Origin of the sequence: Shimia sp. MIT910701, assembly GCF_047126315.1 — a bacterium.
In the GTDB taxonomy this organism is placed as follows: domain Bacteria; phylum Pseudomonadota; class Alphaproteobacteria; order Rhodobacterales; family Rhodobacteraceae; genus Shimia.
Genome location: NZ_CP138953.1, coordinates 4149864 through 4174584, shown reverse-complemented (window position 1 = coordinate 4174584; position 24721 = coordinate 4149864). Strand labels below are relative to the sequence as shown.

Genomic DNA, 24721 nt, shown 5'->3' with positions numbered 1-24721 from the left:
AATGGAAACATTTACTCTAGGTGTTGTTCTCTTCACACTGATCGTACTGGCGCTGGTGACCATTATTCTGGCGGCGCGATCTAAGTTGGTGAGCACAGGTAACGTTGAAATCACCATCAACGGTGAAAAGACCATCTCTGTGCCTGCCGGCGGTAAGCTGTTGCAAACCTTGGCGGAACAGAAGCTGTTTGTGCCGTCTGCCTGTGGTGGTGGCGGTACCTGTGCACAGTGTAAAGTGCGCGTCCATTCCGGTGGCGGGTCTATCCTGCCAACAGAGGAAAGCCACATCACCAAGCGCGAAGCGTCTTGCGGTGACCGCCTGTCTTGTCAGGTTGCGGTGAAGCAGGACATGAACATCGAAGTACCCGAAGAAGTGTTCGGCGTAAAAAAGTGGGAGTGTACCGTGCGCTCCAACGAAAACGTCGCGACCTTCATCAAGAACTTGGTTTTGGAACTGCCAGAAGGCGAGGATGTGAACTTCCGCGCTGGTGGCTATATCCAAATCGAGGCGCCTGCGCACAAGCTTTCCTACAAGGACTTCGCGATTGAGGAAGAGTACCACGAGGATTGGGACAAGTTTAATTTGTGGCAGTATGAGTCCACTGTGAGCGAGCCAATTGAACGTGCGTATTCGATGGCAAACTATCCGGACGAAAAAGGCCTGATCATGCTGAACGTGCGTGTGGCCTCGCCACCTCCGGGTTCGCAGGGCATCCCGCCCGGTCAGATGTCGTCCTATATCTTCAACCTGAAGCCTGGCGACAAAGTCACGATCTCTGGTCCATTTGGCGAATTCTTCGCTCGCGATACCAACAAGGAGATGGTCTTCATCGGTGGTGGCGCCGGTATGGCGCCGATGCGGTCGCACATCTTTGACCAGCTCAAGCGTCTCGAGAACCGCGACCGGAAGATCACCTTCTGGTACGGCGCGCGCTCCAAACGTGAGATGTTCTTTGTTGAGGACTTTGACGGTTTGGCAAAGGAGTTTGACAACTTCGAATGGCATGTGGCGCTGTCTGATGCGCTGCCGGAGGACGACTGGAAAGGCTACACTGGCTTCATCCACAACGTTTTGTTTGAGGAATATCTCAAGAACCACCCGGCACCAGAAGACTGTGAATTCTACATGTGTGGCCCGCCCATCATGAACCAATCCGTGATCAACATGTTGCTTGATCTGGGTGTGGATCGCGAAGACATCATGCTGGATGACTTTGGCGGGTAAACCCAAAGCAGATCACTAAAACGCCGCTCTTCGGAGCGGCGTTTTCTTTTGGCTACGTGTAAAAGCGGGTTGGCCTCCGGGGTGGGCGGTGGCAGGGTGCTCGTCTGTGCAGACCCAAAGAGCGAACAGGGGACACAATGGCCAAAGCGGTGTTTTTGCAAGGGGCGCTGATGCGTCATGTGGCGGTCATGTCGTTGACCTCCTCAGTTGGCTTGATGGCCATCTTTGCGGTCGACTTTGTCGATATGATTTTCATCTCGATGTTGGGCAACAAAGCGTTGGCAGCGGCAGTGGGCTACGCCGGTACTCTGCTGTTTTTCACAAATGCTATTAATATCGGCCTGTCGATTTCTGCGGGTTCATTGGTTGCGCGTTCCATTGGCGCAGACCAAACGAAGACCGCCAAAGAGTATGCCACCTCCGTGGCCCTTCTCGGCGCTTTGACAGGCCTTGTGATACCGGCAGTTGTCTTTCTGTACCTGGACCCGATCCTGAGCTGGTTGGGGGCCGAAGGTGACACTCTGGCTCTTGCGAAACGGTATGTTGGTATAGTGATGCCAACCATGCCGGTGATGTCATTGGCGATGGTGAGCATGGCCGTTCTTAGAGCCTATGGCGACGCTCGGCGCTCGATGATGGGCACGGTGTTTGGCGGGGCCGTGAATGCGGCGTTGGACCCACTGCTGATCTTTGGTTTCGGCTTGGGGTTGGACGGCGCGGCCTATGCCTCTGTCATTGCTCGCTTGGTGATGTGTACCTACGCGCTTTTATGTGTGCTGCGCATTCACCAGGGTTTTGCCGCGCCGAAGGCCAGTATTCTAAAACGTGACGCCAAAGCGATCAGTGCGATTGCAGGCCCGGCGATCCTGACCAATGTGGCGTCGCCAGTTGGCACCGCACTCGTGACCCGCGAAATGGCGCGCTATGGGACTGATGCAGTGGCGGCGATGGCGGTTATCGGCCGGTTGATGCCGGTGGCTTTTGCCGTGGTTTTTGCGCTTTCAGGGGCAATTGGCCCAATCGTGGGGCAGAATTTTGGAGCGTCGCAATTTGACCGTGTGCGCGGCACGCTGAAAGCGGGGCTTCAGTTCTTGTTGGCTTATACGCTTTTGGCGGCGCTGATCCTGTTTCTTGCGCGCGGTTTGATTGCCGATCTGTTTGAGGCCGAGGGCGAAATGCGGACCCTGATCTACCTGTTCTGCGGCCCGCTGGCGCTTTTGCAATTCTTCAATGGCGTGATTTTTGTCTGCAACGCCTGTTTTAACAATCTCGGGCATCCGATTTATTCCACTTACGTGAACTGGGGCCGCCATACGCTGGGCACCTATCCATTTGTAATTGCGGGTGGTCTCTATTGGGGGGCGTCTGGTGTGTTGATGGGGCAAGCTATCGGCGGCGCGATGTTTGCTGCAGTGGGTATTCTCATGGCCGTAAAAACAATCAACCGGCTCAGTCGTCCTGAACCGGTTGATCCGTTTGCAGAGGAAAGCACGCTGCATCACATCAGCGGGCGTCGCAATTGGTAGGTTAGCGCGGGAGTTTGGCCGCCTCGCTGGCCAGCGCTTCAACTTGGTCCCAGGCGCCTTCCTTGACCAGTTTGGCCGGAGCAACCCAGCTGCCACCGGCGCAAACCACATTGGGAAGTGACAGATAGTCAGTCGCGTTTTGCGGATTTACGCCGCCAGTGGGGCAGAAGCTGATTTGCGGCAATGGGCTTGCCAGTGAGCCAAGGAACTTGGCGCCTCCGGCAGCCTCTGCCGGGAAGAACTTCAACATGTTGTAGCCGCGCTCCAACAGTGCCATGGCTTCAGAGGCGGACGCCGCTCCCGGCAAAAGTGGGAGGCCTTCCGCCTCGCACGCTTCCAGCAACGTGTCTGTGGCGCCGGGCGAGACGCCGAAGGTTGCGCCTGCTTCCCTTGCGGCTTTCACATCGGCCGGTGTCAGCAGCGTTCCAGCGCCAACCAGGCCGCCAGAGACTTCCGCCATGGCGCGGATCACATCCAGCGCGGCAGGGGTGCGCAGGGTGACTTCGAGGGCAGGCAGGCCACCGGCCACCAAGGCTTCGGCCAGCGGCTTGGCGTGCGCCACGTCCTCAACGACAAGCACCGGTACAATTGGAGCCGCGTTACAGATCTCGCGGGCTTTCTCGCTCGCGGTTTGTGGAGTGATGGACATTGAAATTACCCTTCAAAAATGGAGGCGCCGGTGGTGGCGGGGCCAACCGCATTGCGGAAGGCGGCAAAGAGGTCGCGACCCGTGCCGTGTTGATACGAACTCAGGTCCGCAGCGGCCAGTTCGCGGCGGTCAAAATCCTCGACCAGAACTTCGAGTGTGCCCGCTTCTGCGTCGACGCGCACCATGTCTCCGTCGCGCAGTTTGGCGATGGGGCCGCCATCCAATGCCTCAGGCGAGACATGGATTGCTGCCGGAATTTTGCCGGAAGCACCAGACATGCGCCCATCTGTAACAAACGCAACTTGAAGGCCTTTGCCTTGCATGATGGACATCAAGGGCGTCAGGCTGTGGAGTTCAGGCATGCCGGTGGCCTTTGGTCCCTGGAAGCGCACCACAATAACCACGTCTTCGGTCAGCTCGCCCGCTTGGAAGGCAGCTTTGACTTCGTCTTGGTCGTGGAACACACGTGCAGGGGCTTCAACAAACCGATGTTTTGGTGCGACTGCAGAGATTTTCATAACGGAAGTGCCAATATTTCCCGTTAGTCTTGCGAGCCCGCCGGTCTCTTGAAACGGATCTGTTGCGGGGCGGACAATCTTGTCGTTGAGAGAGGTTGTTGTTCCAGGCTGCCAGATGAGCGCGCCGTCAATTAATTTGGGTTCTTGTGTGTAGTTGTCCAGACCGTCTCCCGCGACAGTTTTGGTATCCGGGTGCAACAGATCGGCGGACAGTAATTCGCCAATCATATAGCCAAGACCGCCAGCGGCGTGGAAGTGGTTCACATCCGCTAGACCGTTGGGATACACGCGGGCCAGAAGCGGTGTTACATCAGACAGTTCGGCGAAGTCTTCCCAAGTCAGGACAATGCCGCCTGCGCGCGCCATGGCGATCAGGTGGATCAGCAGGTTGGTCGAGCCGCCAGTCGCATTGAGCCCGACAATGCCGTTCACAAAGGCTTTCTCATCGAGAATATCGCAGGTCGGTGTGTAGTTATTGCCAAGCGCTGAAAGTGAAAGCGCGCGGCGGGCGCCTTCTTCGGTCAGCGCGTCACGCAGGTCTGTGTTGGGCGACACAAAGCTGGAACCGGGCAGGTGCAGGCCCATGAACTCCATGAGCATCTGATTGGTGTTGGCTGTGCCATAGAAGGTGCAGGTGCCTGGGCCGTGATAAGCGGCCATTTCTGAAGCCATAAGCTCGGCGCGATCCGCTTCCCCTGCGGCAAATCGCTGGCGCACCTGGGCTTTTTCATCATTGGAGATACCGGTGGCCATTGGCCCTGCCGGAAGGAAAACCGCTGGTAAGTGACCAAAGCTTTGCGCCGCGATCACCAGCCCTGGCACAATCTTGTCGCATACACCGAGATAGACGGAGGCATCAAAGGTGTTGTGGCTGAGGGCGACGCCAGCGGCCAGGGCAATCACATCACGAGAAAACAGTGACAATTCCATGCCTGCTTCGCCTTGGGTCACGCCATCACACATTGCCGGAACGCCGCCGGCAACCTGTGCCGTACCACCTGCGGCGCGGGCCGCGTCGCGCAGCAGGGCGGGGTAGCGTTCAAACGGTTGGTGTGCTGACAGCATGTCGTTGTAGGCGGTCACGATGCCGAGGTTACCGGCGCTTTTGGTTGCCAGCGCGTCTTGGTCCTGACCTGCGCCCGCATAGGCGTGTGCTTGGCCTGAACAGCTTAAATGCGCTCGTGCAGGGCCTTGGCTTGCGGCATCTGCCATCCGTTGCAAATAGCCATCGCGATGTGGCTTGGAGCGCGCGATGATACGCGCGGTGACTTTTTCTACGGTTGGGTGGAGTGGCATGGGAACCATCCTTCCTATTTGGGGCGTATTTTTAGAATGCTTGGTCGCCGATGGGCCGCCAGCGGCGTCCACCTTGGTGCATGAGCATGAGCGCTTCTTCGGGGCCGGAACTGCCCGGATCGTAGGGGACGGGGCGTTGGTTGGCCTCTTCCCACGCGGCGATAAGAGGGTCTGCCCAAGCCCAAGCGGCTTCGACTTCATCGCCGCGCATAAAGAGCGTCTGGTCGCCGCGGATCACATCCATGATCAGGCGCTCATAGGCGTCCTGAGACATCAAGTTTTCGCCAAGTGCGTCGGCAAATGACATGTCCATTGCCACCTCTGTGAGGCGCATGCCTCCGGGACCGGGCTCTTTGATGGTGGTGCGCAGGGTTATGCCTTCATCCGGTTGCAAGCGAATGATCAGGGCATTGCCTTTACGGCCTTCCATCTTGTTGGGAAAAATGTTGTGCGGCGGATCTTTGAATACCACAGCGATTTCGGACGCCCGATCGCGCAGTTGCTTGCCGGTGCGCAAATAAAACGGCGTCCCAGCCCACCGCCAGTTGCCAACGGATAGCTTCATGGCGATATAGCTTTCTGTTCGGCTGTCGGTGTTTCCTACGTCGTCAAAATAGCTCTGATTGTCCCGGCCGGCGCGATATTGGCCGCGTACAATGTCACCCGTTGCGACGGGTTCAAGGGCCTCAATCACTTTGACTTTTTCGTCTCGCACCGAATTTGGCGTAAACTTGCTTGGTGGCTCCATGGCAATCAGACACAAAAGCTGCATCAGGTGGTTTTGCACCATGTCGCGCATCGCGCCGGATTGATCATAGTACCCGCCACGGCCAGCCACACCAATGCTTTCGGCAACTGTGATCTGGACGTGGTCAATGTGAGTGGAATTCCACAGCGGTTCAAAAAGTGAGTTGGCAAAGCGCAGCGCCATAAGGTTCTGCACCGTTTCTTTGCCGAGATAGTGGTCGATGCGATAGATTTGCTGTTCGTCAAAATGCTTCAGCAAGTCTTTGTTCAGAGCCTTTGCACTTTCAAGATCGTGTCCAAAAGGCTTTTCGACCACAATCCGGCTGTCGTCCGTGGCGATGCCGTTGAGGCTCAGCCGCTCGGCAATGGCGCCAAAAAGAGACGGAGACACAGACAGGTAGAACGTGCGCGTGGTCTCTGGACGCAGTGCTTTCTTGAGTTCGCTCCAACCGGTTTCGCCCATGGCGTCGATATGGACGTAGCTCAAGTGATCGAGAAAATCTGTGACGAGATCGTCAGGGCGCATGGCCTCGTCGATAAATTCGATGAGCGCTGCCTTGATAAGGTCGCGGAATTCTGCGCTGTCCATGTCAGAGCGCGCCGAACCGATGATTTTGGCTTCAGCTGGCATTTGGCCCGCGCGAAACCGGTGAAACAGCCCCGGGAGAATTTTGCGTCGGGCCAGATCGCCCGTTGCGCCAAAGATCACGAGGTCAAAAGGTTCGACCGGAATTACGCGTGCAACCATAACAGTTTAGCCTTTCAGAAGAGCGCCCATGCGGCGGCCGGTGTCGAGCATACGATTGGAGAAGCCCCACTCGTTGTCATACCAGCTTACCACACGTACAAGACCATCTTCCGTCACGCTGGTTTGCGCCGGTGCAAACACGGAAGAGTGCGGGTCGTGGTTGAAGTCTGCAGATACCAGAGGCGCTTCCTCATAGCCAAGCACACCTTTGAGCGGGCCTTCCGCGGCAGCTTTCAGCGCATCGTTGATGGCGTCAATAGTGGCTGGTTTGTTGGTGTTGATCACCAAATCCACCATGGACACATTGGCTGTTGGTACGCGGATCGCGGACCCTTCCAACTTGCCCTTAAGATGCGGAAGAACTAGAGAGATTGCGCGAGCTGCGCCAGTGGACGTCGGGATCATCGACAGGGCAGCGGCGCGGGCGCGGTAGAGATCTTTGTGGTTGGTATCATGGGTTGGCTGATCGCCGGTGTAGGCATGGATCGTGGTCATGTAGCCGGTTTTGATGCCAAACGTGTCATCCAAGACTTTGGCCACAGGCGCCAGACAGTTGGTGGTGCAGGAGGCGTTGGACACGATGATGTCATCCGCAGTCAGCGTGTCGTCGTTGACCCCAAAAACAATGGTCTTGTCAGCATTTGCGCCAGGTGCAGAAACCAATACGCGCTTGGCTCCAGACTTCAGCAGCAGCTCCGCTTTGTCTTTGGCGGTGAAAATGCCGGTGCATTCATAGGCTACGTCAACATCAGACCAAGGCAGGTCCTGCGGGTCGCGAATGGCGGTTAGACGGATCTCTTGGTCGGCAACTTTCATCACGTCGCCTTCAAGGCTGACGTCGGCGTTCAGGCGGCCGTGAACGCTGTCGTATTTGAGCAGATGTACCAAGTGATCATTAGGGGAAAGGTCATTGATTGCAACGACTTGAATGTCTTTGGCGTTGCTTTCGATGAGAGCGCGCAGGACGCCGCGGCCAATGCGGCCAAACCCGTTGATGGCAATTTTGATGCTCATGTCATTCTCCAAACATGCAAATCAGCGCTTTCGGTAGCGCCACCGTTAGCGCTATCGATACGGTGAAATGCAACAAGAATCAAGGGCAGTAATTAACTTCCCGCAAAAGCGCTTTCGGGGTTGCTTTGGCCTTGGTTGTGTCCGACGATCCGGCCATGGGAAAAAAGCTACTTCTCAAGGACATCGCCAAACTGGCGGGTGTGAGTGAAATGACGGCCTCGCGCGCTATGCGGGGCGCACAGGACGTGTCTGAAACCACGCGCCAGAGGGTTGAGCAGATCGCTCGCGACGTCGGGTATGTGCCGAATCGTATCGCCGGGGCGCTGGCCTCAAAGAAAGTGAATCTTGTTGGTGTGGTCGTCCCGAGCCTGAATTCCTCGGTTTTTCCTGAGGTGCTGTCCGGGATCAGCTCTACGCTCAAGGCGACGGCACTAAAACCGGTGATTGGCGTCACCGGCTATGATTTGCAGGAAGAAGAAGAGGTTATACGCGAGATGCTGAGCTGGCGCCCCACCGGGGTTGTCATTGCCGGGCTCGAGCACAATGACGCAGCGCGCAAGATGTTGGCCAATGCCGACTGTCCTGTTGTGGAAGTCATGGATGTGGACGGCGAGCCGATCAAACACTGTGTGGGCATTTCGCACCTAGAGGCGGGCCGGAAAATGGCGCGCACAATCCTGAAGGCAGGCTACGGCAAAATCGGTTTCATCGGCACCAAAATGCCGCAGGATTTTCGAGCGGAGAAGCGGCTTCAGGGGTTCGAACTGGAGCTGAAGGAAGCGGGTCTGTCTCTGTTTGATCAGGAGCTCTATTCTGGCGTGTCTTCGATAGAGACCGGCAACAAATTGACGGAGATGTTAACGCAGCGCTCGCCGGAGCTTGAGTGCATCTATTTTTCCAGTGATGTGCTCTCGATCGGGGCCTATATGTATTGTCTTTCCAAAGGGCTTTCAGTTCCAGAAGATTTGGCGATTGCGGGCTTTAACAATTTGAATTTGCTCAAAGGTTTGCCAAAGCCTTTGGCGACAACAGACGCGCATCGATTTGAAATTGGTCAGAAAGCAGCCGAAATCATCCTGGCATCGCAAGCTCCTGACAGCCCGTCGCAGGTGATGAAACTGGAGCCGGTGGTTACCACAGGGCAGTCACTTTAACGGCCGTGTGGTAGAGCGTCAGCGACCAGTTTCGCGGTTTCGCGCCAGGTGCCTAAGGGCGGCAGGGTAGGACCGGAAAAACCCGCTTCTTCAAGAGCTTCCGGAATGTCTTGCCGGCAGTGATCGCCTTCCAAAGCGAAGAAAGGCAAGCACAGGCTTTGAGGCGGCAGGGCCTTTCCGGCATCTGCGATAAAAGGTGCCTCTTCCACAAATCCAACCGAAATCTGTAGTGTGTCAAACCGCTTTGAAAGTGCGTTTTGGAAAGCGCGGGCCGATTCGGCGGCTTTGGGTCCTTTTGCGGAGCCGTGTGCGGCAAGCAGTAGGTGACTTTGCGCCTCGCTCCAGTCAAGGTCCGCGAGCGTTTGCTTCACGCGGTCTACGACCAGGTCTGGCAAAAATACGTCAAACCCCAGCGGCGGAAGGATCGGCAAATCCGCGTCGCCTAAGCGCTTGGGCAACATGCGGGAGACAAAGAAGCCGTCCGCCATGAACATAGGAAACACTGGAGAACCTGATTGCATTTCAGCTACTTGCCGCTCAACTGCGCCCGGCATGGCGAGGGTTGCCGCGCGGATCGTCCAAGTGGGCAGGTGGTTGTTGACGGCTTTGGCAAAGCCTTGCAGCCAGAGCTCTGGCGGCACGGGGGCTGAGGGTTGCCCGTGCGCGACAATCAAGGCTTCGCGGGATTCCTTAGTCATGCAGCGGGCGCTTGGAATGCGGCGGCGAGATCTTCTGGCAGGTCAAATTCAGCCAAAGCGCGGGCGCGGGCGTCTTCGGACATTTTGCGGGCGGTTTTGACCACAATATCGAGGACTTTTTCAGGGCTGTGTTTGGCGGCAAAAGGCGCAAAGTACCATTTGATTAATACAAAACAGATAATGTCTTCAAGCGCTTGGACCTGATCGTTGCGCTTGATGCCCTCCTTGCGCAGCATTGCGCCCGCCGCAGTTACGTCTTCTTCGTCATATCCGGCCTCGGCCATGATCTCGCCCACGCGGTTGGCGTGGTGCACGCCAAGGTCGCGACGCCACTTCAAATAACCGGCGCGACCTTCTGGATAGTCTGCGCGTTTGAGCACCCAGCGTTCGATGTGTTGACCTCGCGATGCGATTTGTAACGCCTCGGAAGCATTGGGAAAAAGCCGGTTGCACTCTTCGGTCATACGTTGGCCATAGAGCAGCGCTTCGGGCTGTCCGTCATCAAGCTTCGGGTCTTTGGCGTTGGCGGTGTCGATGGCTTCCAAGGCGGTTTGAAGGCGGGTCATGGGCTGGCTCCGGGCTGCTTTGATAGGTTGGTTTTAGGTCCTGTGGCGGGTCACGAAAAGGGCCAAAAATTCACGTCGGTATTGCGTCTGTATCGCGACTGTTTCGCGGAGGTGCGTTTTTGAGGGTGTTCTGCAATGGTTATGTGCCGGTAAGAAAGGTGCGCAGCTGGTCCAGATTCAGCGGTTTGTGCAAAAGAGGCGCCTTGAGCGCCTGACATTGCAGTTTCAAGTCAGGGTCGCGGTTGGCGCTGATGACACAGGCGGGCAGGGGGCCGTAGGTTTTGCGCAGCTGGGCGATCAGATCGGTACCGGTGGCGCCGTTGTCGAGTTGGTAATCCGCCAACACCATGTCCGGTGCGATGTCGATTTCACGCAGCAGGTCGAGGGCCTCGATGTCGCTGCCGCAGGCGAGCACATCCGCGCCCCAGTTTTCCAAGGTCATGGAAATGGCGTTGCGTAGCTCGGTGTCGTTTTCGACCAAAAGCACGATGCGATGGGCGAGCGGCGCGGTTGGCTGTGGTTGGGGAAGGGGACTGTCAGTGGGGGCAGTTTGGTCTGTGTGCAACGGCAGGGTGATGCAAAAGCGCGTGCCTCGTCCGGGCTCGGACTGCATTTGCATAGGGTGGGCCAGGAGACGGCAGGCGCGCTCTACAATAGCAAGACCAAGCCCAAGGCCTTCGGCGGGGCTGGCGGCGGCATTCACGCGATGGAACTCGTCAAAGACTTTGGCTTGTTGCTCCACTGGGATGCCCGGACCCGTATCCCAGATTTCCACCACCATAGTTTCACCGCGACGGCGGGCAGCCACCAGCACGCGGCCGTCATCGGTGTAGCGCAGCGCGTTGGCGATGAGGTTTTGCAAAATCCGGCGGAGGTAAGTGGCATCGGAGTGGACGGTGACGTCATGGCTGCGCAGGTCGAAACGGAGGCCCTTTTCCCGGGCTATGGGCGCAAACTCGTCGTGGAGCTGGCCCAGCAGAGCGCCCAGCGGGATCTGTGTGTCGTGTACGGCAGCGCGGCCGCTGTCGAGCCGTGAAATGTCGAGCAGCGCGCCAAGGATATGTTCGACGCTTTGCAAGGCGGAGGAGGCCTTGGATAGGCGCTCGCGCTGATCCGGGGCTTCAAGATCGGTTTCCAGAGAGGCCATATAAAGCTTGGCGGCGGACAGCGGTTGCAGCAGGTCGTGGCTGGCCGCAGCCACAAAGCGGGATTTGGAGGCGTTGGCGCGTTCGGCTTCGGCCAAGGCATCCTGGAGTTCCAGAGTACGTTCCTGCACGTGGCGCTCCAGGGTTTCGTTGACCTGAGAGATGGTGCGCAGGGCGCGGCGCTCGGTCGTGATGTCGGTGAAGGAAATCACAAAGCCGCCGTCGGGCATATGTTGGGCAAACACGGCGAGGATGCGGTCTGCGCCCAGTTCGACTTCAAAGGACAAGGGGGCGCGGCGGCCCTCATGGGCGGCCCAATTGGCCAGCGCCTCCGCATCCGCCGCATGCAGGAAGGCGAGCTTGCGGGAGAGTTGATCAAAGATGGTGTCAAACGGCAGACCGAGATGGAAGCGGCGCAAGGGGATGGAGAGCAGTTCTCCCATGCGACGGTTCCAGCCGACGAGCCTGGCCTCCCGGTCAAAGATACCAACACCTTGATCGAGGTGCTCCAGGGTGGCCTTGATGAGCCGGGATTGATCGTCGAGCAGGCGCTCACGCTCTTGCCGCTCGATCAGCATCATGTCGGTGACATCGGTTTGCAGCACGACGGTGCCGCCATCGCGGGTGCGGTGCTCGGATACTTGGATCCATGTGTCGCCAGCCAGGCGGGCGTTGAAGACCACATGCTGCTCGCGGTGACGCAGCAGGCGTTGGTCGGCCCATTGGTTGGCCGTCATCCCGTCCGGTAGCTCTAGGAAGGCGCTTTGCGAGACGATGTCGACATAATTGGCAAACGGCAGGCCGGGTTTGAACAGGGGGTGGATGTCGCGCATGTGTTTGCCAAAGCGGGTGTTGCAGAGCACCAGCTTTTCGTCGGCATCAAACAGAGCAAAGCCTTCCTGCACGGTCTCGATCGCGTTGGCGAGATTGGCGCGGGCGGCTTCGGCTTCGGCGTTGGCTTGGGCAAGGGAGGCGTTGGAGGTGTTGAGCAGATCGAGCGCGTGCTCCAGCTCGCGGGTGCGGGCGGCCACCTCTTCTTCGAGCATCACGGCACGTTCGAATTGGGCATAAGCCACGCCGGTGGTGTCGGGGCTGGCCTCGGCTCGGCGCATCAAGGTGTCGACGATTTTCAGGAGCTTCTGGTTTTGCCGTACCAGAGAGTCCTTTGGGTCGATCAATGTGACGTCTGTCATTGTGGTGTCAGTCCGCTTCCGGAGGGTAGATGGCGACGCCGGTGAAGGTTTGATTGACATGCATCGAATTGACCTGTTCGCCGTAGGTGGAGAAGCCCACCACGTTATGTTTGGCGAGGACGCGGGAGATGTCACCCGTAATCTGTTTTTGGGTGGCCTCAACCCGGCGCAGGACGCAATCGCAGCCCAAAATCATGGCGGGTGTCTGGTCTTTGGCTAAGGCGCTGAGTTCGCGGTCCAGATGGGCCACCATGTCTTCTGGTTCCGCCAAAGTGAGCACCACACCTTCGTCAATTGCGGAGAAAAATTGCAGGTCACCGTTTTGGGCCACGCGCTGAATGGCGCGCACGTGGGTTTGTTCGCCGATGCGCACCACCACTGGATGGGCCGCAAAGGTGAAGGTGGACAGCTGCTCCGGATCTTTGCCAAGAATGCGGGCGTACTCTCGAGCCGCCGGTTCGGCGTTTATTTCATAGACACGCCGCGTGGTCGGGTCGGCACCGGTCACCACCATACGTTTTTCAGTTGGTAGGAGATTGTCTGTTTTGAACACATGCACAGGACAGCTGGAGCGAAGCTGCACCAAAACCGCCGCGTTGCTGTGAAACGCGCCTTTGTACAAGATATGCGTCTGGCCAAAATCTTCGCCGTCCCCTGCGGAGCCGCCAAACAGCGGCACCGGGCCAAGACCCATAGAGAGATCGGCAGCCAAGGCATCTTCGCGGGTAGAAAGGCCATCCACCATTAGAAAAGCGAATTCTGACGTCCAAGTTGGATGGCTTGCGGCAAGGGCTTTGCGGTTGTGGATCATATCGGTGATCCGCGCCTCGGCTTGGATGCGGGTGAGATCCTCGATGAAGAGCGTGCGGGCGGCAAAATGGGAGGCCGGTAGGCCGACAGCGACAATCTCGCCTTCGGTGTAGCCCGTTGCCGTGAGTTCGCCAGCCGTGGTGCAGCCCACAACCTCGGCGGCACCAAATCGCCCTTTAATGCCGGCAAAAAAGGTGTCCAGATTGGTGCGGGGGGATACAAATAGAATGACCAAGGCAAAGGGGTCTGGCCCCAATGCAGCGACAAGTTGGTCGGCTGCGTCTGGTGCGTCACAGGGCGCAAACCCTGTGCGCACGATGTTTGCCCCTGTCAGGGGCGCGCTGGCATCCATGCTGGCAATCCTCCCGCAGCCCACCTCAAAGCCGCTTGTGGAAGATTAGGCTGCCTAGCCGCTGCTGCGCAAGTGTCCCTCGAAGTTGGCCTCTTTGGCGATCAGGACTGCTTGCGTGCGCGAATGAACGCCCAATTTGCGCATGATCGCCGTGACATGGGCCTTCACAGTGGTCTCCGCGATGGAGAGTTCAAAAGCGATCTGCTTGTTGAGTTTGCCTTCACAAATCAAGTCAAGAATGCGGGCTTGTTGTGTTGTCAAACTAGCCAGGCGCGCCACGGCATCCCGAGTGGTGTCGTCCTCGTCGCGGGTGGGCATGTGGCCCTCGGGCAGGAAGCTGCGGTCCTCGGCCAAGGCTTCCAGAGCGCGGCGGAACATGTCGCGTTGGCTGTGTTTGGGAACAAATCCGGCCGCGCCGGCGTTGAGCGCTGCATTGATGATGCGGGTGTCCGCCATCGAAGAGACCACAAGAATTTTGGCATTGGTTGCTTTGCGCAGGCGCAGAAGGCCGTCAAACCCGTCCACGTCCGGCAGGTTCAGATCCAGCACAACCAGATCTGGGTGTGGGGTGTTTTCCAAGCGCGTCAGAGCGTCGGTCAGGCAGGGTGCGGTTGCCACGTCTGTGATCGGCGCGATGGCCTGGAGCGTCATAACCAACGCGTCGCAAAACAAGGGGTGATCGTCCACCACAAGAGCGTTGGAGAAGCGTTTGAGAACTGGCGAAGCAACATCATTTGGCATGGGGGTAGCCTAGCAGAGCGTGGTGCCACGCCAAGGGGGTCAAAGGTCGTATCCTGCGCGATTTCCTAGGAGGAGCCGCGCGCGTGGGCAAGGCTTTGCCGAGGGAAACTTTCCCCCTTGGGATGCGGTATTCTCGCGCCTAGGTGGTAGGGTATGATGACCGCAATCAAGTCGGGAGCGATAGAATGAACCGTTCAACATTAAGAACTGCTGGCATGCGCATGAGCCTTGCGGCGGTGCTGGCTCTGGGCGCGGGGAGCGTGATGGCAGAGATACAGGATCTACATGGATCGGTGATGTATCGCGAAAAGATTGCCCTGCCACCGGAGGCGCTTGTGGAGGTCACGTTGGAAGACGTGAGCAAGATGGACGTGAAGTCGACAGTCCTCGCCACTCAGACCTTGCGGCCGGAGGGGCAGGTGCCGGTAAATTTCCGCCTGAGCTATGATGACGCCATGGTTGAAGAGCGTGGGCGGTATTCGGTGCGGGCGGTGATCCGTGTAGGGGAGGATGTGCTGTGGCGCAGTACGCAGAGTTTTCCGGCATTGACCAATGATGCCCCTGAAACAGTGGATGTGGTGGTGGAGCGTATGGTGAAACCTGCTGAGAGCGCGCTCGCGGGCAATGAATGGCTGGTGGTGCAGATGAACGACAAAACCGTGGGCACGTCCCAGGTGCCGCAAATCCGGTTTGGCGCAGACGGCAAGGTCAGTGGCACGAGCGGCTGCAACCGGTTCTCGGGCAGCTACACCGAGAAAGATGGTCAGTTGGCGTTTGGGCCGTTGGCGACAACGCGGATGGCCTGTCCCGGTGAGTTGGATCAGCAGGAAAAAGACTTCTTCAAGACGCTGTCAAACGTGACTGGGTTTGGCGTGCGCGCTGGGCACACTGTGCTGCTTGATGCAGAGGGCACAGTGGTGATGACGCTGCTGGCGCAATAGTCGGGGGATTTGGCGTCGGCTGATCCAAATCAAAGCTGGAGTGGGTGTTTTGCGTCACATCTGCGGTCAGCAACGTGAAGGAGACAGCCGATGCTGCGACTGGCAATGATTCTGCATATCTTTATTGGGTCCACTTTGGCCGGTGTGGGCGTGATCGCCGCGCTGGTGACCGGTGTGAACAGCGGTTTGATGCTGTTTGCCTATGCGCTGATCGGCTTTGTGATTGCCTTTCCAGCCAGCTGGAAAGTGGCGCAGGCGCTTTATGCGCGCCCGTCCAAATCCAACCAGGCCTGAACCGAGGCAACAAACTCGCGCGGTTTCTCCGCGTGCAACCAATGGCCCGCGCCGGTGATTTTGGCAAAGCGGGCCTTTGGGAATTTTTCCCGGATTGTAGGGCGGTAGGCGTGCGTGACGTAGTCTGACGTGGCGCCGGACAGGAACAGTGTGTGGCCGCCGTAAGCGGTGCCGACCTCGGGGAAGTCCAGAATTTTTGGCATCTCGCGGCCCAGCACATCCAGGTTGAGGCGCCAGCGTTGTTCTTTCACATCCAGCGACTGGGTGAAGAAGGTTTGCAGCGTGGTGTCGTCCAGATGTTCGGCAAGTTGCGCCATGGCGTCAGAGCGTTTGGTTACCTTGGAGAGGTCGACGGCGCGCATGGCTTCGATGTTCTGATTCTGGTCATGGGTGTAGGTCACGGGCGCGATGTCCGCCACGATCAGGCGGTTAACCAGTTCGGGACGCGTGAGGGGCCAGCACCATGGCGGCTTTGCCGCCCATGGAATGGCCAAGCACATCCAGCGGCTTGCCCTGAGCCGTGATGACCTCGGCCAGATCGGCGGCCATGTCCTGATAGGAATGGCTGTCATACCACGGGCTGAGGCCGTGGTTGCGCTGATCGACGCAGAGAATGCGGCGGGTGGCGGAGAGCTTTTTGGCAATGGCGCCCCAGTTGCGGCCGGAGCCAAACAGCCCGTGCACAATCAGAAGGTCCGGTTCAGCGGTGGCAGTGCCATGTTCGATCACGTTCAACATGGCGGTGTGATAGCGCGCTGTGCGGGCGGGTTCCAGAGTTGAGTGTTCTGCGTGCGCGGTCTAGGGTGCGCGCATGATGACGACGCAGGACATTCAGGCCAAAGAGGCGCGGCTTTTGGAACTGGCCAAGGAGAAATTTGGCGTGCGGGCCAAGACCTTGAGCCGGGCGATGAAGAAAATTGGGCGCAGGGTGCCGGCACGGCTGCATCGGCAGGCGGATGTGCTTGTAGAGGCGCAAAGGCTCGGCGGGCATCCGAAGCTGATGATGCAGGTGGATGGCGCGGCCGTGGCCAAAGCGTTTGACGAGATTGTCGCGCATTTGGAGACCATCGACGTGGCGGATCGGCGTAAAGGCGCTTTGCTCAATCTGGCAGCGGCGTTGGTGTTCAACCTGTTGGTGGTTGTGGTTTTGGTGATCCTTGTGTTGCGCTGGCAAGGGCTAGTCTAAGCGGTTTTTGGCGCGCGGTCGCACTCCCACATAATGTCTGGCGTGCCTATGAAGCGGCCCATGCGGGTGAGTTCTGCGTCCAGTTTGGCGGCGCGTGCTTCGGTCCAGTGCACGCCGGTTTCAGACCAAAGCTGTGTGATGGTGATTTCGCCCTTTTTGCGGTTGGCCTTGGCCTCTAAGCGCCCGACAAAGCGGTCCCCCTCCAAAAGCGGATAAACGTAATAGCCCCATTGTCGTTTAGCTACGGGAACGAAGATTTCGATGCGGTAGTCAAAACCAAACAGGCGGAAAAGACGGTCACGGTCGCGGATCACCGGGTCAAACGGATTGAGGATGCGTAGGCGAGAGGTGGGTGCGGTGATTTGTTCCAAGCGCTGAGCGATGTCGGCGGGGGCTTGCATCGGTAACCACTGCCGGTTGGCGGTTTGCACTTCGACATCGATGAGATCGGTTTTGCTCATCCAGTCTTTCACATCTGCGGTTTCGGCGGCTTCCCAAAAGCGTTTGATGTCGCCAGAGGTGGCAAAGCCAAGGCGGGCGAGTGCCTGAGTGCAAAGCCAGTTGATTTGCTCGGCTTGGTCAATCTCTGTGTGCCGCAGCGCATCCGGGATGACGCGTTCCGGCAGGTTGTAGAATTTTTTGAAGTTGTGGCGATAGCAGGTGGCCAGTTCGCCTGCGTACCACAGGTAATCTAGCGCCTGTTTGTGCGGTGGGCGGGACCACATTTCTTTGGGGCCTTCAATCTTGGTGTCAAAAGCCTCGGTCGACAGCGCGCCTTCGTCCGCGATGCGGGACTTGATGTCGGCTGTGTTGACTTTGGTGAGCGCGGTTTTGAACCAGCCCTTTTGGTCCATGTGAGATTTGCGGCGCTTAAACTGCGCGCGCCAATAGGGGTAGGTCTCGATGGGCAGGACGCTGGCGTCATGGGTGAAATGCTCAAACACCGTGCGGTCTTCGGCCAGCAGTTTGTTGAGCATCGGTTCGCGATAATTCTGGTTGCGAGACCAAAGGATGTGGTGATGCGCGCGGGAGAGGACTTGGATGCTGTCCAGTTGCACAAAGCCCAGTTTGCCAATGATGGCGCGCGGGTCGGCGGGGCCAGTGGGGGTGTCGGACAGACCTTGTAAAGAGAGCCAGAGGTGGCGGGCGTCGCGGTTTGAAATACGTAAACTCATGGCCGCACGCTAGGGGAAGGGTTCGAACAAAGAAAGAACATTTTTGCGGGTTGGTCAGCGGACTTGGCATTTGTTTTGCGGGCGCGTATGCCTGAACGTGGTTCAATATGTGGGGCACTATGGCTGGCAAAGTGGCAGAGCGGCGCGCGGCGTTGCGCATAAAGCTGATCGAATTAGCGGAAGAGCAGATTGCAGCGGGTGGACTGTCGTCCCTGAAAGCGCGGGAACTGGCCAAAGGGGCAGGCTGCGCGGTTGGAGCCATATACAACGTGTTTGATGACCTGCATGACCTTGTGCTCGAAGTGAACGGGCGCACGTTCAAGAAGCTCGGCGCGGCGGTGTCTGCCTCTTATGATGGCAGTGAAAGCCCGCGCCAGAGGTTGATCCTGATGTCCAACGCCTACCTTGAGTTTGCCGCCGCGCATCCAAAGCTGTGGCGGGCGTTGTTCGATGTGGAGATGACAGAGGATGGGGCGGTGCCGGAATGGTATCTGTCCTCACTGGGAGCGCTGTTTGCCAATATTCGCGCGCCCCTGTCGGAGCTTTATTCGGAAATGGGCGAAGAGGAACTGGGGTTGATGACTCGTGCGATGTTCTCGGCCGTGCATGGAATCGTGCTTTTGGGGCTGGAGAATCGCATCTCTGGCGTGCCGCCGGAGCACATTCGGACCATGATTGCGCAGGTTTTGTCCCGGATTGGCCCGGAAGTGGTCATGGAAAAATAAGCAAAAACAGGTGCTTCAAAGAAAAATGAACATCGTTCAATTTTTGTCTTGAACGATGTTCGGGAAAATTCTATCACCTTATTTGTGAACGATGTTCAAAAATGGAGCGACAGATGTTCGGAACTTTGAAAACATTGATTGTAGGGGCAAACGCCCGGGCCGAAGAACAGGTGCGTGACGTCTATGCCATTGAGCTGATTGACCAAAAAATTCGAGAGGCGAGCGCAAACCTGAAGGCGGCAAAGGTGGCTTTGGCCGGGTTGATCCAGCGGGAGCGGGCGGAGCAACGTCAGATTGAAACGCTGGAAGCGCGCATTGCGGATTTGCTGGCGCGGGCAAAAGAGGCCCTTGCGGCGGAGAGGGAAGACCTCGCGCAGCAAGCGGCGCAGGCCATTGCCGATCTGGAAAACGAACTGGCGGGTCGCCAGCAAACCCAAGCGCGCCTAGAAGCGCGGATTATGCAGCTGCGCCAGAGTGTGGAGACCGCACATCGCCGCATCATCGACCTGAAGCAGGGGGCCGTATCAGCGCGCGCTGTGCGCAAGGAGCAAGGCATTCAGCGCAAAGTGAACCGCCACTTGGGAGGCGACAGCCCGTTTGAAGAGGCTGAGGCGCTGATCTCCCGCGTTACGGGCGAAGATGATCCGTTTGAGCAAGGCGAAATCCTGCGCGAAATCGACAGTGGCCTGAACCATGGCGATATCGCGGGACGTATGGCGGATGCCGGGTTTGGCGCGTCGGACAAAACCACAGCGCATTCGGTGCTGGATCGCCTGAAAACTCAATCCAATTAAATCGCCGCAGATAGCAACGCACTTTTGACCCATAGAATTCGGAGAAACCAAAATGACTGACCGCAATGACAATTCCACCATCCTGATGCTCAACATGGCCGGTGTGGCCTTGGCCTATGTGCTGCTTGGCATTTCCCTTTGGCTGTCAACTGACGTGCCGCTGTCGACGAAAGGCTATTGGGGCATGGGCATCGTGCTTCTGACCATTAGCCTGATCAACGTGGTGAAGTACCGATTTGATAACCAGCAGCGCGAAGACCGCATTCGCCGCATCGAAGAAGTGCGTGACGAGAAGATGCTGGAAGAGGCGCTGTTGGACGGCAAGCCCGGCGCGTAAGGCACCGCAAAAATTCAAAAAGCACCCGGGTTTGCGCTCGGGTGCTTTCTGTTTGGGCTATGCCTTGGCCTCCGCCATCAGCCATTTGCGAAAGGCCCGTTCTTTGGCGCTTAGGGGGCGGGGCAGGGTGACCAGATGATAGCCCAGGTCGGTGCGCGGCAGGCTACAGATCTGTTTGAGCGTGCCAAAGGCGACCTCGCGTTCGACCAGAGATTTGGGGTGTACCGAGACACCCAGGCCAGCCACGGTGGCGGAGAGCACAAGCTCATTAGTTTCCAGCGAGGTCATGTCCACGCTGTTGAGATCCAGACCGGCGTCCTCCACAACCTGCCGCCATTCCAGCATGTGCAGATCCATTAGCCACGGGTAGTTTCCGGCCTCCGCCAGAGTAATTGTTTTGCTCGTGGAAAGCAGCTTGGGGGAGGCCACCACCCAGAACTCGCCAGACGTGAGCAACTCGCAGGCCACGCCCGGCCATTGCCCATTGCCAAAGCGGATGGCCATGTCAAAGCCGTCCCTACGGAGGTCGATCAAACTAACACTAGGATTGATGCTGAGCGAGATTTCCGGGTGCGCCTGCCAAAAGCCACCAATGCGAGGCATGAGCCAGTTTGCGGCAAAGGAGGGGGTGACGCTGACCGACAGCGGACGGTCCTCTTTGGAGCGCTGAAGCGCGGAGACACCTTCGGCAATCACCTCAAACCCATCGGAGAGATGCTGCGCCAGATGGCGGCCTTCTTCGGTGAGCGCCACACCACGTCCGGAGCGAAACAATAGTGGCGTGGAGAGGTCGGCTTCCAGACTGCGCACATGCTGGGCAATCGCGGCGTGGGTCACATTGAGTTCGCGGGCAGCGGCGCTCAAGTTCTGGTGACGGGCGGCGGCCTCAAAGGCGCGCAGGGCGGCGAGAGAGGGTAGGGAGGACCAATCCATATTGTAATCCTGACTTACATATTGAATGGCATATTGAGTCGATTTTCCGCGCTCTGTCCACCATGTTTGGATCAGATCAACACAAGGAGTGCCAGATATGTTGGGAATTCTTTCAAATAGCTTTCAGGTGGCCACCCGTCAGGCGCATTGGGCGGACAAGGACGCAACACCAGTATCAGAGACCAAACTACAGCCGCATTGGCGTGAGGATCGCCGTGCCCGGTTTGCCCGCAAAAGTGTGCTGGATCAGGCGACAGATGGGGCGCGGCCCAAGTTGTTTGGCTGGTAAGGCAGCGACGCGTTAGCGCTTTTGCCATTCCATAATGTGCAGATAGGGCGCGCGGTTGTAGCTTTCCGCCCGCGCGCCGCCGGTGGCTTTAGGCTCGTCAAAATGGGTGAGCTGAAAACCACAGTTCAACAGCGCCTGCATGTAGAACGCCAGCGGTCGGTGCCAGTTTTGAATGCGTATGCCGCTCCACTCCGCCCAACTCGGGAAAGCGTCTAGGTAGCGGTCCATTGTGAGCGTAGTGGTGCCGTCGGAGTTTTTGACCGGCGTGCCCTTGGATTGGCTGGCGGTGGTCCATGGGTTCAGGTTGGCGATCAGCAAGAGCCCGTTTGGGCGCAACACGCGGTGCGCCTCTGCTAAGGCTATGGGGACGTCCGGTATGTCGATCAACGACAGGTAGCTGACCGCCAAGTCAAAGCTGTTGTTGTCAAACGGCAGGTTCTCGGCGCGCGCGACGTGGTAGTCGGCACCGCCTTTGGCCTTTGCGTGCGAAATCAACGCTTCGGTGGGATCAATGCCCGCAACATGATCCACGTTTGGGGCTATCATGCGGCAGAACCGCCCTTCGCCACAGCCGAGGTCCAGCACCGCCTCTGGAGCAGCCCTCCTCAAGCGCTCCAGCATCGGGGTGTCGAGCACATGCTCCCGACTAAAATCGCCAGTCTCTCCCATTGACGCAATCCAGGCCTCAACCGAGGCGTCCCAACCGTCTGTCATTGTCGTGCTCCGCTGACCGTCTGTAATAAGCGCTATTCAAGAAATTGCGGTGGTACGTGATCTACCAGCCAAACGCCATTGGCGGATTGATAAAAGGTATGGCCATTCTGAGCCATTTCCTCAGTTCGGATCGTCAGTACAACCGGGGAACCATGGCGCCCACCTACGGCCTTGGCGGTTGCGGTGTTGTCGGAGAGATGCACATGGTGCCGCGTGCCTTTGAGCAATCCATTTTGACGAATGGACGCCAGGTTGGTTTTGGCAGTGCCGTGAAACAGAATGCTCGGGGGCGTTTTGGGGGCAAGCCCGAGGTCGACCTGGATCGAATGCCCCTGATTTGCCCGGATGCGGGAGCCGTCGAGGTTCAAGGAAAAGCGCTGCTTTGCGTTGGTGCGCACCACCTCGGCAATGAGGTCATGTGTGAGAGGATGCTCAGATTTCGCAATTAGGTCAGCGACCTGCGCCCATCCCTGTGCATCAAGCGTTAATCCGATGCTGTCCGGTGCGTGCCGAAGGATGTAGCTCAAATACTTGCTGGTCTTTTTCAAATCATCTTTGGTCATATTGCCAAAAGAAAAGGCCGCCGCTGGAAAGTCCAGCGACGGCCTACAAGTTTTTGGGTGTACGTGACCTTAGAGGTTCGGGTACAGCGGGAATTTGGCGCAGAGATCTGCGACTTTGGCTTTTACTGCCGCTTCCACGTCTGCGTTGCCTTCCTCACCGTTGGCGGCGAGGCCATCAACCACTTCTACAATCATGTCGGCAATCGCGCGGAACTCGTCTTCGCCAAAGCCGCGAGTGGTGCCTGCCGGGGTGCCCAAGCGGATGCCGGAAGTCACCATTGGCTTTTCCGGGTCAAACGGGATGCCGTTTTTGTTGCAGGTGATGTAGGCGCGGCCGAGCGCTTTCTCGGTGGCGTTGCCTTTCACGCCTTTCGGGCGCAGGTCGACCAGCATCACGTGGGTGTCGGTGCCACCGGTGACGATGTCCAGACCACCTTTCATCAGCTGATCGGCCAGAGCGACTGCGTTGGCGCGCACCTGCTTTTGGTACTTTTTGAATTCTGGGCGCAGCGCTTCGCCAAAGGCTACCGCTTTACCAGCAATCACGTGCATCAGCGGGCCACCCTGGATGCCAGGGAAAATCGCGGAATTCACTTTCTTCGCAATGGCTTCGTCGTTGGTCAGGATCATGCCGCCGCGTGGGCCGCGCAGGGTTTTGTGGGTCGTGGTGGTGGCCACATCCGCGTATGGGAACGGGGATGGGTGTTCGCCTGCGGCAACCAGGCCGGCGAAGTGGGCCATGTCGACCATCAGGTAAGCGCCCACGGAGTCTGCGATTTCACGGAACTTGGCGAAATCGATCTGACGCGGGATGGCGGAACCACCGGCGATGATCATCTTTGGCTTGTGCTCGTTGGCCAGTTCCTGCACCTGATCGTAGTCCAGCAGGCTGTCTTGCTTGCGCACGCCATACTGTATGGCGTTGAACCATTTGCCGGATTGGTTTGGCTTGGCGCCGTGGGTCAGGTGACCACCGGCGTCCAGGCTCATGCCGAGGATGGTGTCGCCTGGCTGCAGCAGGGCGGTGAACACACCTTGGTTGGCTTGGGAGCCGGAGTTTGGCTGCACGTTGGCGAAGTCACAACCAAACAGCTCTTTGGCGCGGTCGATGGCGAGGTTTTCGGCCACGTCCACGTATTGGCAGCCGCCGTAGTAGCGGCGACCTGGGTAGCCTTCGGCGTATTTGTTGGTCAGCACAGAGCCCTGCGCTTCCATCACGGCGGCGGACACGATGTTCTCCGAAGCGATCAGTTCGATCTCGTCGCGCTGGCGGCCCAGCTCGTTGGTGATCGAGCCAAACAGCTCTGGGTCGCGGGAGGCGAGGGATTCAGTGAAAAAGCCAGCATCACGGGTGGTGGACATGGGCATGTGCTCCAGATCATGGGGTTCGCGTTGCTGCGCTTCCTAAAGGAAAGGTTGGTGTGTTGAAAGGTCCCAAAGCGACGCAACACCTTGCCTGAACGCCGCAGATGGTGCAGGGGATAAACATATGACGCCATAGGAAACCTTTGGCAGGGCAGGGAAACCTGTCGGTGTTTGAATGGAGCCGGGACCAATATGTCCGAAAGAATCGCTTTTGTGGCCAGCAACGCGCCGGTGGCGCAGACCGCGCGGGCGGCGCTGATTGGCCGGTATGGCAATGTTGTACCGGAAGAGGCGGATGTGATTGTCGCGCTGGGCGGGGACGGCTTTATGCTGCACACGTTGCATGACACTCAGGCTTTACCTGCGCCGGTCTATGGGATGAACCGCGGCACGGTAGGCTTTCTGATGAACACCTATTCGGAAAGTGATCTTTTGGAACGGCTTGCGGCGGCGGAAGAGGAAAAGCTCAATCCGCTGGCGATGCGGGCGACCTGTGTCGACAACTCCGTGCATGAGGCGCTAGCGATCAACGAAGTGTCCTTGCTGCGGGCGGGGCCGCAGGCGGCCAAGCTGCGCATCAAGATTGATGGTCGGTTGCGCATGGAAGAGCTGGTCTGTGACGGCGCGCTGATCAGTACTCCAGCGGGGTCTACTGCGTACAATTACTCCGCGCATGGGCCGATCCTGCCGATTGGCTCTGATGTGCTGGCGCTCACAGCGATTGCACCATTTCGCCCCCGTCGGTGGCGGGGGGCTCTATTGCCTAAACAAGCGACAGTGACTTTCGAGGTTCTTGAGGCCAGCAAGCGCCCTGTGATGGCGCATGCGGACAGCCGCTCGATCGAGAATGTGGCTGCGGTTGAAATCCGCTCGGATGAGAGCATCGCGCACCGGATCCTGTTTGACCCGGGCCATGGGTTGGAAGAGCGCCTGATCCGCGAGCAGTTTGTCTGACACCAAAAAGCGCGCCCTCAATTTGGCACGCCGTCCTGGCTTCTTCTTGCCCTAAATATCCCGGGGGTG

The 24721-nt window shown here is 58.2% G+C and carries 25 protein-coding genes and 1 pseudogene; 11 read left to right on the top strand and 15 right to left on the bottom strand.

Going from position 1 to position 24721, the window contains the following annotated elements; translation table 11 throughout:
• Window position 1: 1 nt before the first annotated feature.
• Together nqrF and SIB38_RS20340 are read left to right on the top strand one after the other, a co-directional pair.
• Window positions 2-1225 (top strand): NADH:ubiquinone reductase (Na(+)-transporting) subunit F, encoded by a 1224-nt coding sequence (nqrF, locus tag SIB38_RS20345; RefSeq protein ID WP_294118537.1) that lies wholly within the window; start codon window positions 2-4, stop codon window positions 1223-1225.
• 137 nt (window positions 1226-1362) lie between these two features.
• Complete coding sequence (locus SIB38_RS20340) at window positions 1363-2751, top strand: MATE family efflux transporter (RefSeq protein WP_412550940.1); 1389 nt, start codon at window positions 1363-1365, stop codon at window positions 2749-2751.
• Window position 2752: 1 nt separating this feature from the next.
• Here SIB38_RS20340 and eda read toward each other — a convergent pair whose 3' ends face one another.
• From eda to gap, 4 genes are read right to left on the bottom strand one after another with little or no spacing between them, the layout of a single operon-like run.
• Window positions 2753-3400, bottom strand: a complete 648-nt coding sequence (gene eda / locus SIB38_RS20335) for a bifunctional 4-hydroxy-2-oxoglutarate aldolase/2-dehydro-3-deoxy-phosphogluconate aldolase (protein ID WP_412550939.1) — start codon at window positions 3398-3400, stop codon at window positions 2753-2755.
• A 5-nt stretch (window positions 3401-3405) separates the two neighbouring features.
• Window positions 3406-5214 carry a phosphogluconate dehydratase gene (gene edd, locus SIB38_RS20330; protein WP_294118542.1) on the bottom strand — a complete coding sequence of 603 codons (1809 nt, stop codon included), beginning with the start codon at window positions 5212-5214 and terminating at the stop codon, window positions 3406-3408.
• A gap of 31 nt (window positions 5215-5245) precedes the next feature.
• A complete protein-coding gene (gene zwf, locus SIB38_RS20325; protein ID WP_294118543.1) occupies window positions 5246-6709 on the bottom strand; it encodes a glucose-6-phosphate dehydrogenase in 1464 nt (487 codons plus the stop codon).
• A 6-nt stretch (window positions 6710-6715) separates the two neighbouring features.
• The gene (gene gap / locus SIB38_RS20320) at window positions 6716-7723 is read right to left on the bottom strand and encodes a type I glyceraldehyde-3-phosphate dehydrogenase (protein ID WP_412550938.1); all 1008 of its coding nucleotides are present in this window, start codon (window positions 7721-7723) and stop codon (window positions 6716-6718) included.
• A 155-nt stretch (window positions 7724-7878) separates the two neighbouring features.
• Between gap and SIB38_RS20315 the strand changes: the two genes are divergently transcribed.
• Window positions 7879-8877, top strand: coding sequence for a LacI family DNA-binding transcriptional regulator (locus SIB38_RS20315; RefSeq protein WP_294118547.1), 999 nt, complete (start codon window positions 7879-7881; stop codon window positions 8875-8877).
• Here SIB38_RS20315 and SIB38_RS20310 read toward each other — a convergent pair.
• From SIB38_RS20310 to SIB38_RS20290, 5 genes are all read right to left on the bottom strand, one after another.
• Entirely contained in the window at window positions 8874-9575 is a 702-nt protein-coding gene (locus SIB38_RS20310; protein WP_412550937.1) for a CbiX/SirB N-terminal domain-containing protein, read from the bottom strand. The genes SIB38_RS20315 and SIB38_RS20310 overlap by 4 nt on opposite strands.
• Entirely contained in the window at window positions 9572-10141 is a 570-nt protein-coding gene (locus SIB38_RS20305) for a DUF4202 domain-containing protein (protein ID WP_412550936.1), read from the bottom strand. The genes SIB38_RS20310 and SIB38_RS20305 overlap by 4 nt, the downstream gene beginning before the upstream one ends.
• Window positions 10142-10280: 139 nt before the next feature.
• A complete protein-coding gene (locus SIB38_RS20300; RefSeq protein ID WP_294118552.1) occupies window positions 10281-12479 on the bottom strand; it encodes a PAS-domain containing protein in 2199 nt (732 codons plus the stop codon).
• Between the two features lie 7 nt (window positions 12480-12486).
• Entirely contained in the window at window positions 12487-13641 is a 1155-nt protein-coding gene (locus SIB38_RS20295) for an FIST N-terminal domain-containing protein (RefSeq protein WP_412550935.1), read from the bottom strand.
• A gap of 54 nt (window positions 13642-13695) precedes the next feature.
• Entirely contained in the window at window positions 13696-14382 is a 687-nt protein-coding gene (locus SIB38_RS20290) for a response regulator transcription factor (RefSeq protein ID WP_412550934.1), read from the bottom strand.
• 185 nt (window positions 14383-14567) lie between these two features.
• Here SIB38_RS20290 and SIB38_RS20285 point away from each other — a divergent pair, with 185 nt between their 5' ends.
• Both SIB38_RS20285 and SIB38_RS20280 read left to right on the top strand, forming a co-directional pair.
• On the top strand, window positions 14568-15323 hold the full coding sequence (locus SIB38_RS20285; protein ID WP_294118555.1) for a YbaY family lipoprotein: 756 nt from the start codon (window positions 14568-14570) through the stop codon (window positions 15321-15323).
• Window positions 15324-15413: 90 nt separating this feature from the next.
• Window positions 15414-15617: a CTP synthetase gene (locus tag SIB38_RS20280; protein ID WP_294118556.1), complete on the top strand. Its 204-nt coding sequence runs from the start codon at window positions 15414-15416 to the stop codon at window positions 15615-15617.
• Here SIB38_RS20280 and SIB38_RS20275 read toward each other — a convergent pair.
• Window positions 15584-16355, bottom strand: a pseudogene (locus SIB38_RS20275) (alpha/beta fold hydrolase). The gene SIB38_RS20280 and the pseudogene SIB38_RS20275 sit on opposite strands and share 34 nt — an antisense overlap.
• Window positions 16356-16428: 73 nt before the next feature.
• Between SIB38_RS20275 and SIB38_RS20270 the strand changes: the two are divergent.
• Window positions 16429-16803, top strand: coding sequence for a hypothetical protein (locus tag SIB38_RS20270; RefSeq protein WP_294118558.1), 375 nt, complete (start codon window positions 16429-16431; stop codon window positions 16801-16803).
• Here SIB38_RS20270 and SIB38_RS20265 read toward each other — a convergent pair.
• Window positions 16800-17978 carry a winged helix-turn-helix domain-containing protein gene (locus SIB38_RS20265; RefSeq protein WP_294118559.1) on the bottom strand — a complete coding sequence of 393 codons (1179 nt, stop codon included), beginning with the start codon at window positions 17976-17978 and terminating at the stop codon, window positions 16800-16802. The two genes, SIB38_RS20270 and SIB38_RS20265, sit on opposite strands and share 4 nt — an antisense overlap.
• 119 nt (window positions 17979-18097) lie before the next feature.
• Here SIB38_RS20265 and SIB38_RS20260 point away from each other — a divergent pair, with 119 nt between their 5' ends.
• The 3 genes from SIB38_RS20260 (at window position 18098) to SIB38_RS20250 (ending at window position 19834) form a co-directional block, all read left to right on the top strand.
• Window positions 18098-18703, top strand: a complete 606-nt coding sequence (locus SIB38_RS20260; protein ID WP_294118561.1) for a TetR/AcrR family transcriptional regulator — start codon at window positions 18098-18100, stop codon at window positions 18701-18703.
• A gap of 113 nt (window positions 18704-18816) precedes the next feature.
• Window positions 18817-19497 (top strand): PspA/IM30 family protein, encoded by a 681-nt coding sequence (locus tag SIB38_RS20255; RefSeq protein ID WP_294118563.1) that lies wholly within the window; start codon window positions 18817-18819, stop codon window positions 19495-19497.
• A gap of 52 nt (window positions 19498-19549) precedes the next feature.
• Window positions 19550-19834 (top strand): hypothetical protein, encoded by a 285-nt coding sequence (locus SIB38_RS20250; RefSeq protein ID WP_294118565.1) that lies wholly within the window; start codon window positions 19550-19552, stop codon window positions 19832-19834.
• A gap of 57 nt (window positions 19835-19891) precedes the next feature.
• Here SIB38_RS20250 and SIB38_RS20245 read toward each other — a convergent pair whose 3' ends face one another.
• On the bottom strand, window positions 19892-20767 hold the full coding sequence (locus SIB38_RS20245) for a LysR family transcriptional regulator (RefSeq protein ID WP_294118566.1): 876 nt from the start codon (window positions 20765-20767) through the stop codon (window positions 19892-19894).
• Between the two features lie 97 nt (window positions 20768-20864).
• Between SIB38_RS20245 and SIB38_RS20240 the strand changes: the two genes are divergently transcribed.
• The gene (locus SIB38_RS20240; protein WP_294118568.1) at window positions 20865-21056 is read left to right on the top strand and encodes a hypothetical protein; all 192 of its coding nucleotides are present in this window, start codon (window positions 20865-20867) and stop codon (window positions 21054-21056) included.
• A 12-nt stretch (window positions 21057-21068) separates the two neighbouring features.
• Here SIB38_RS20240 and SIB38_RS20235 read toward each other — a convergent pair whose 3' ends face one another.
• From SIB38_RS20235 to glyA, 3 genes are all read right to left on the bottom strand, one after another.
• The gene (locus SIB38_RS20235) at window positions 21069-21770 is read right to left on the bottom strand and encodes a class I SAM-dependent methyltransferase (protein ID WP_294118569.1); all 702 of its coding nucleotides are present in this window, start codon (window positions 21768-21770) and stop codon (window positions 21069-21071) included.
• Between the two features lie 32 nt (window positions 21771-21802).
• A complete protein-coding gene (locus tag SIB38_RS20230; protein WP_294118570.1) occupies window positions 21803-22333 on the bottom strand; it encodes an RNA 2'-phosphotransferase in 531 nt (176 codons plus the stop codon).
• Between the two features lie 69 nt (window positions 22334-22402).
• Window positions 22403-23701 (bottom strand): serine hydroxymethyltransferase, encoded by a 1299-nt coding sequence (glyA, locus tag SIB38_RS20225; protein ID WP_294118573.1) that lies wholly within the window; start codon window positions 23699-23701, stop codon window positions 22403-22405.
• 189 nt (window positions 23702-23890) lie between these two features.
• Between glyA and SIB38_RS20220 the strand changes: the two genes are divergently transcribed.
• The gene (locus SIB38_RS20220; protein WP_294118574.1) at window positions 23891-24652 is read left to right on the top strand and encodes an NAD kinase; all 762 of its coding nucleotides are present in this window, start codon (window positions 23891-23893) and stop codon (window positions 24650-24652) included.
• The last annotated feature ends 69 nt before the right edge of the window (window positions 24653-24721 follow it).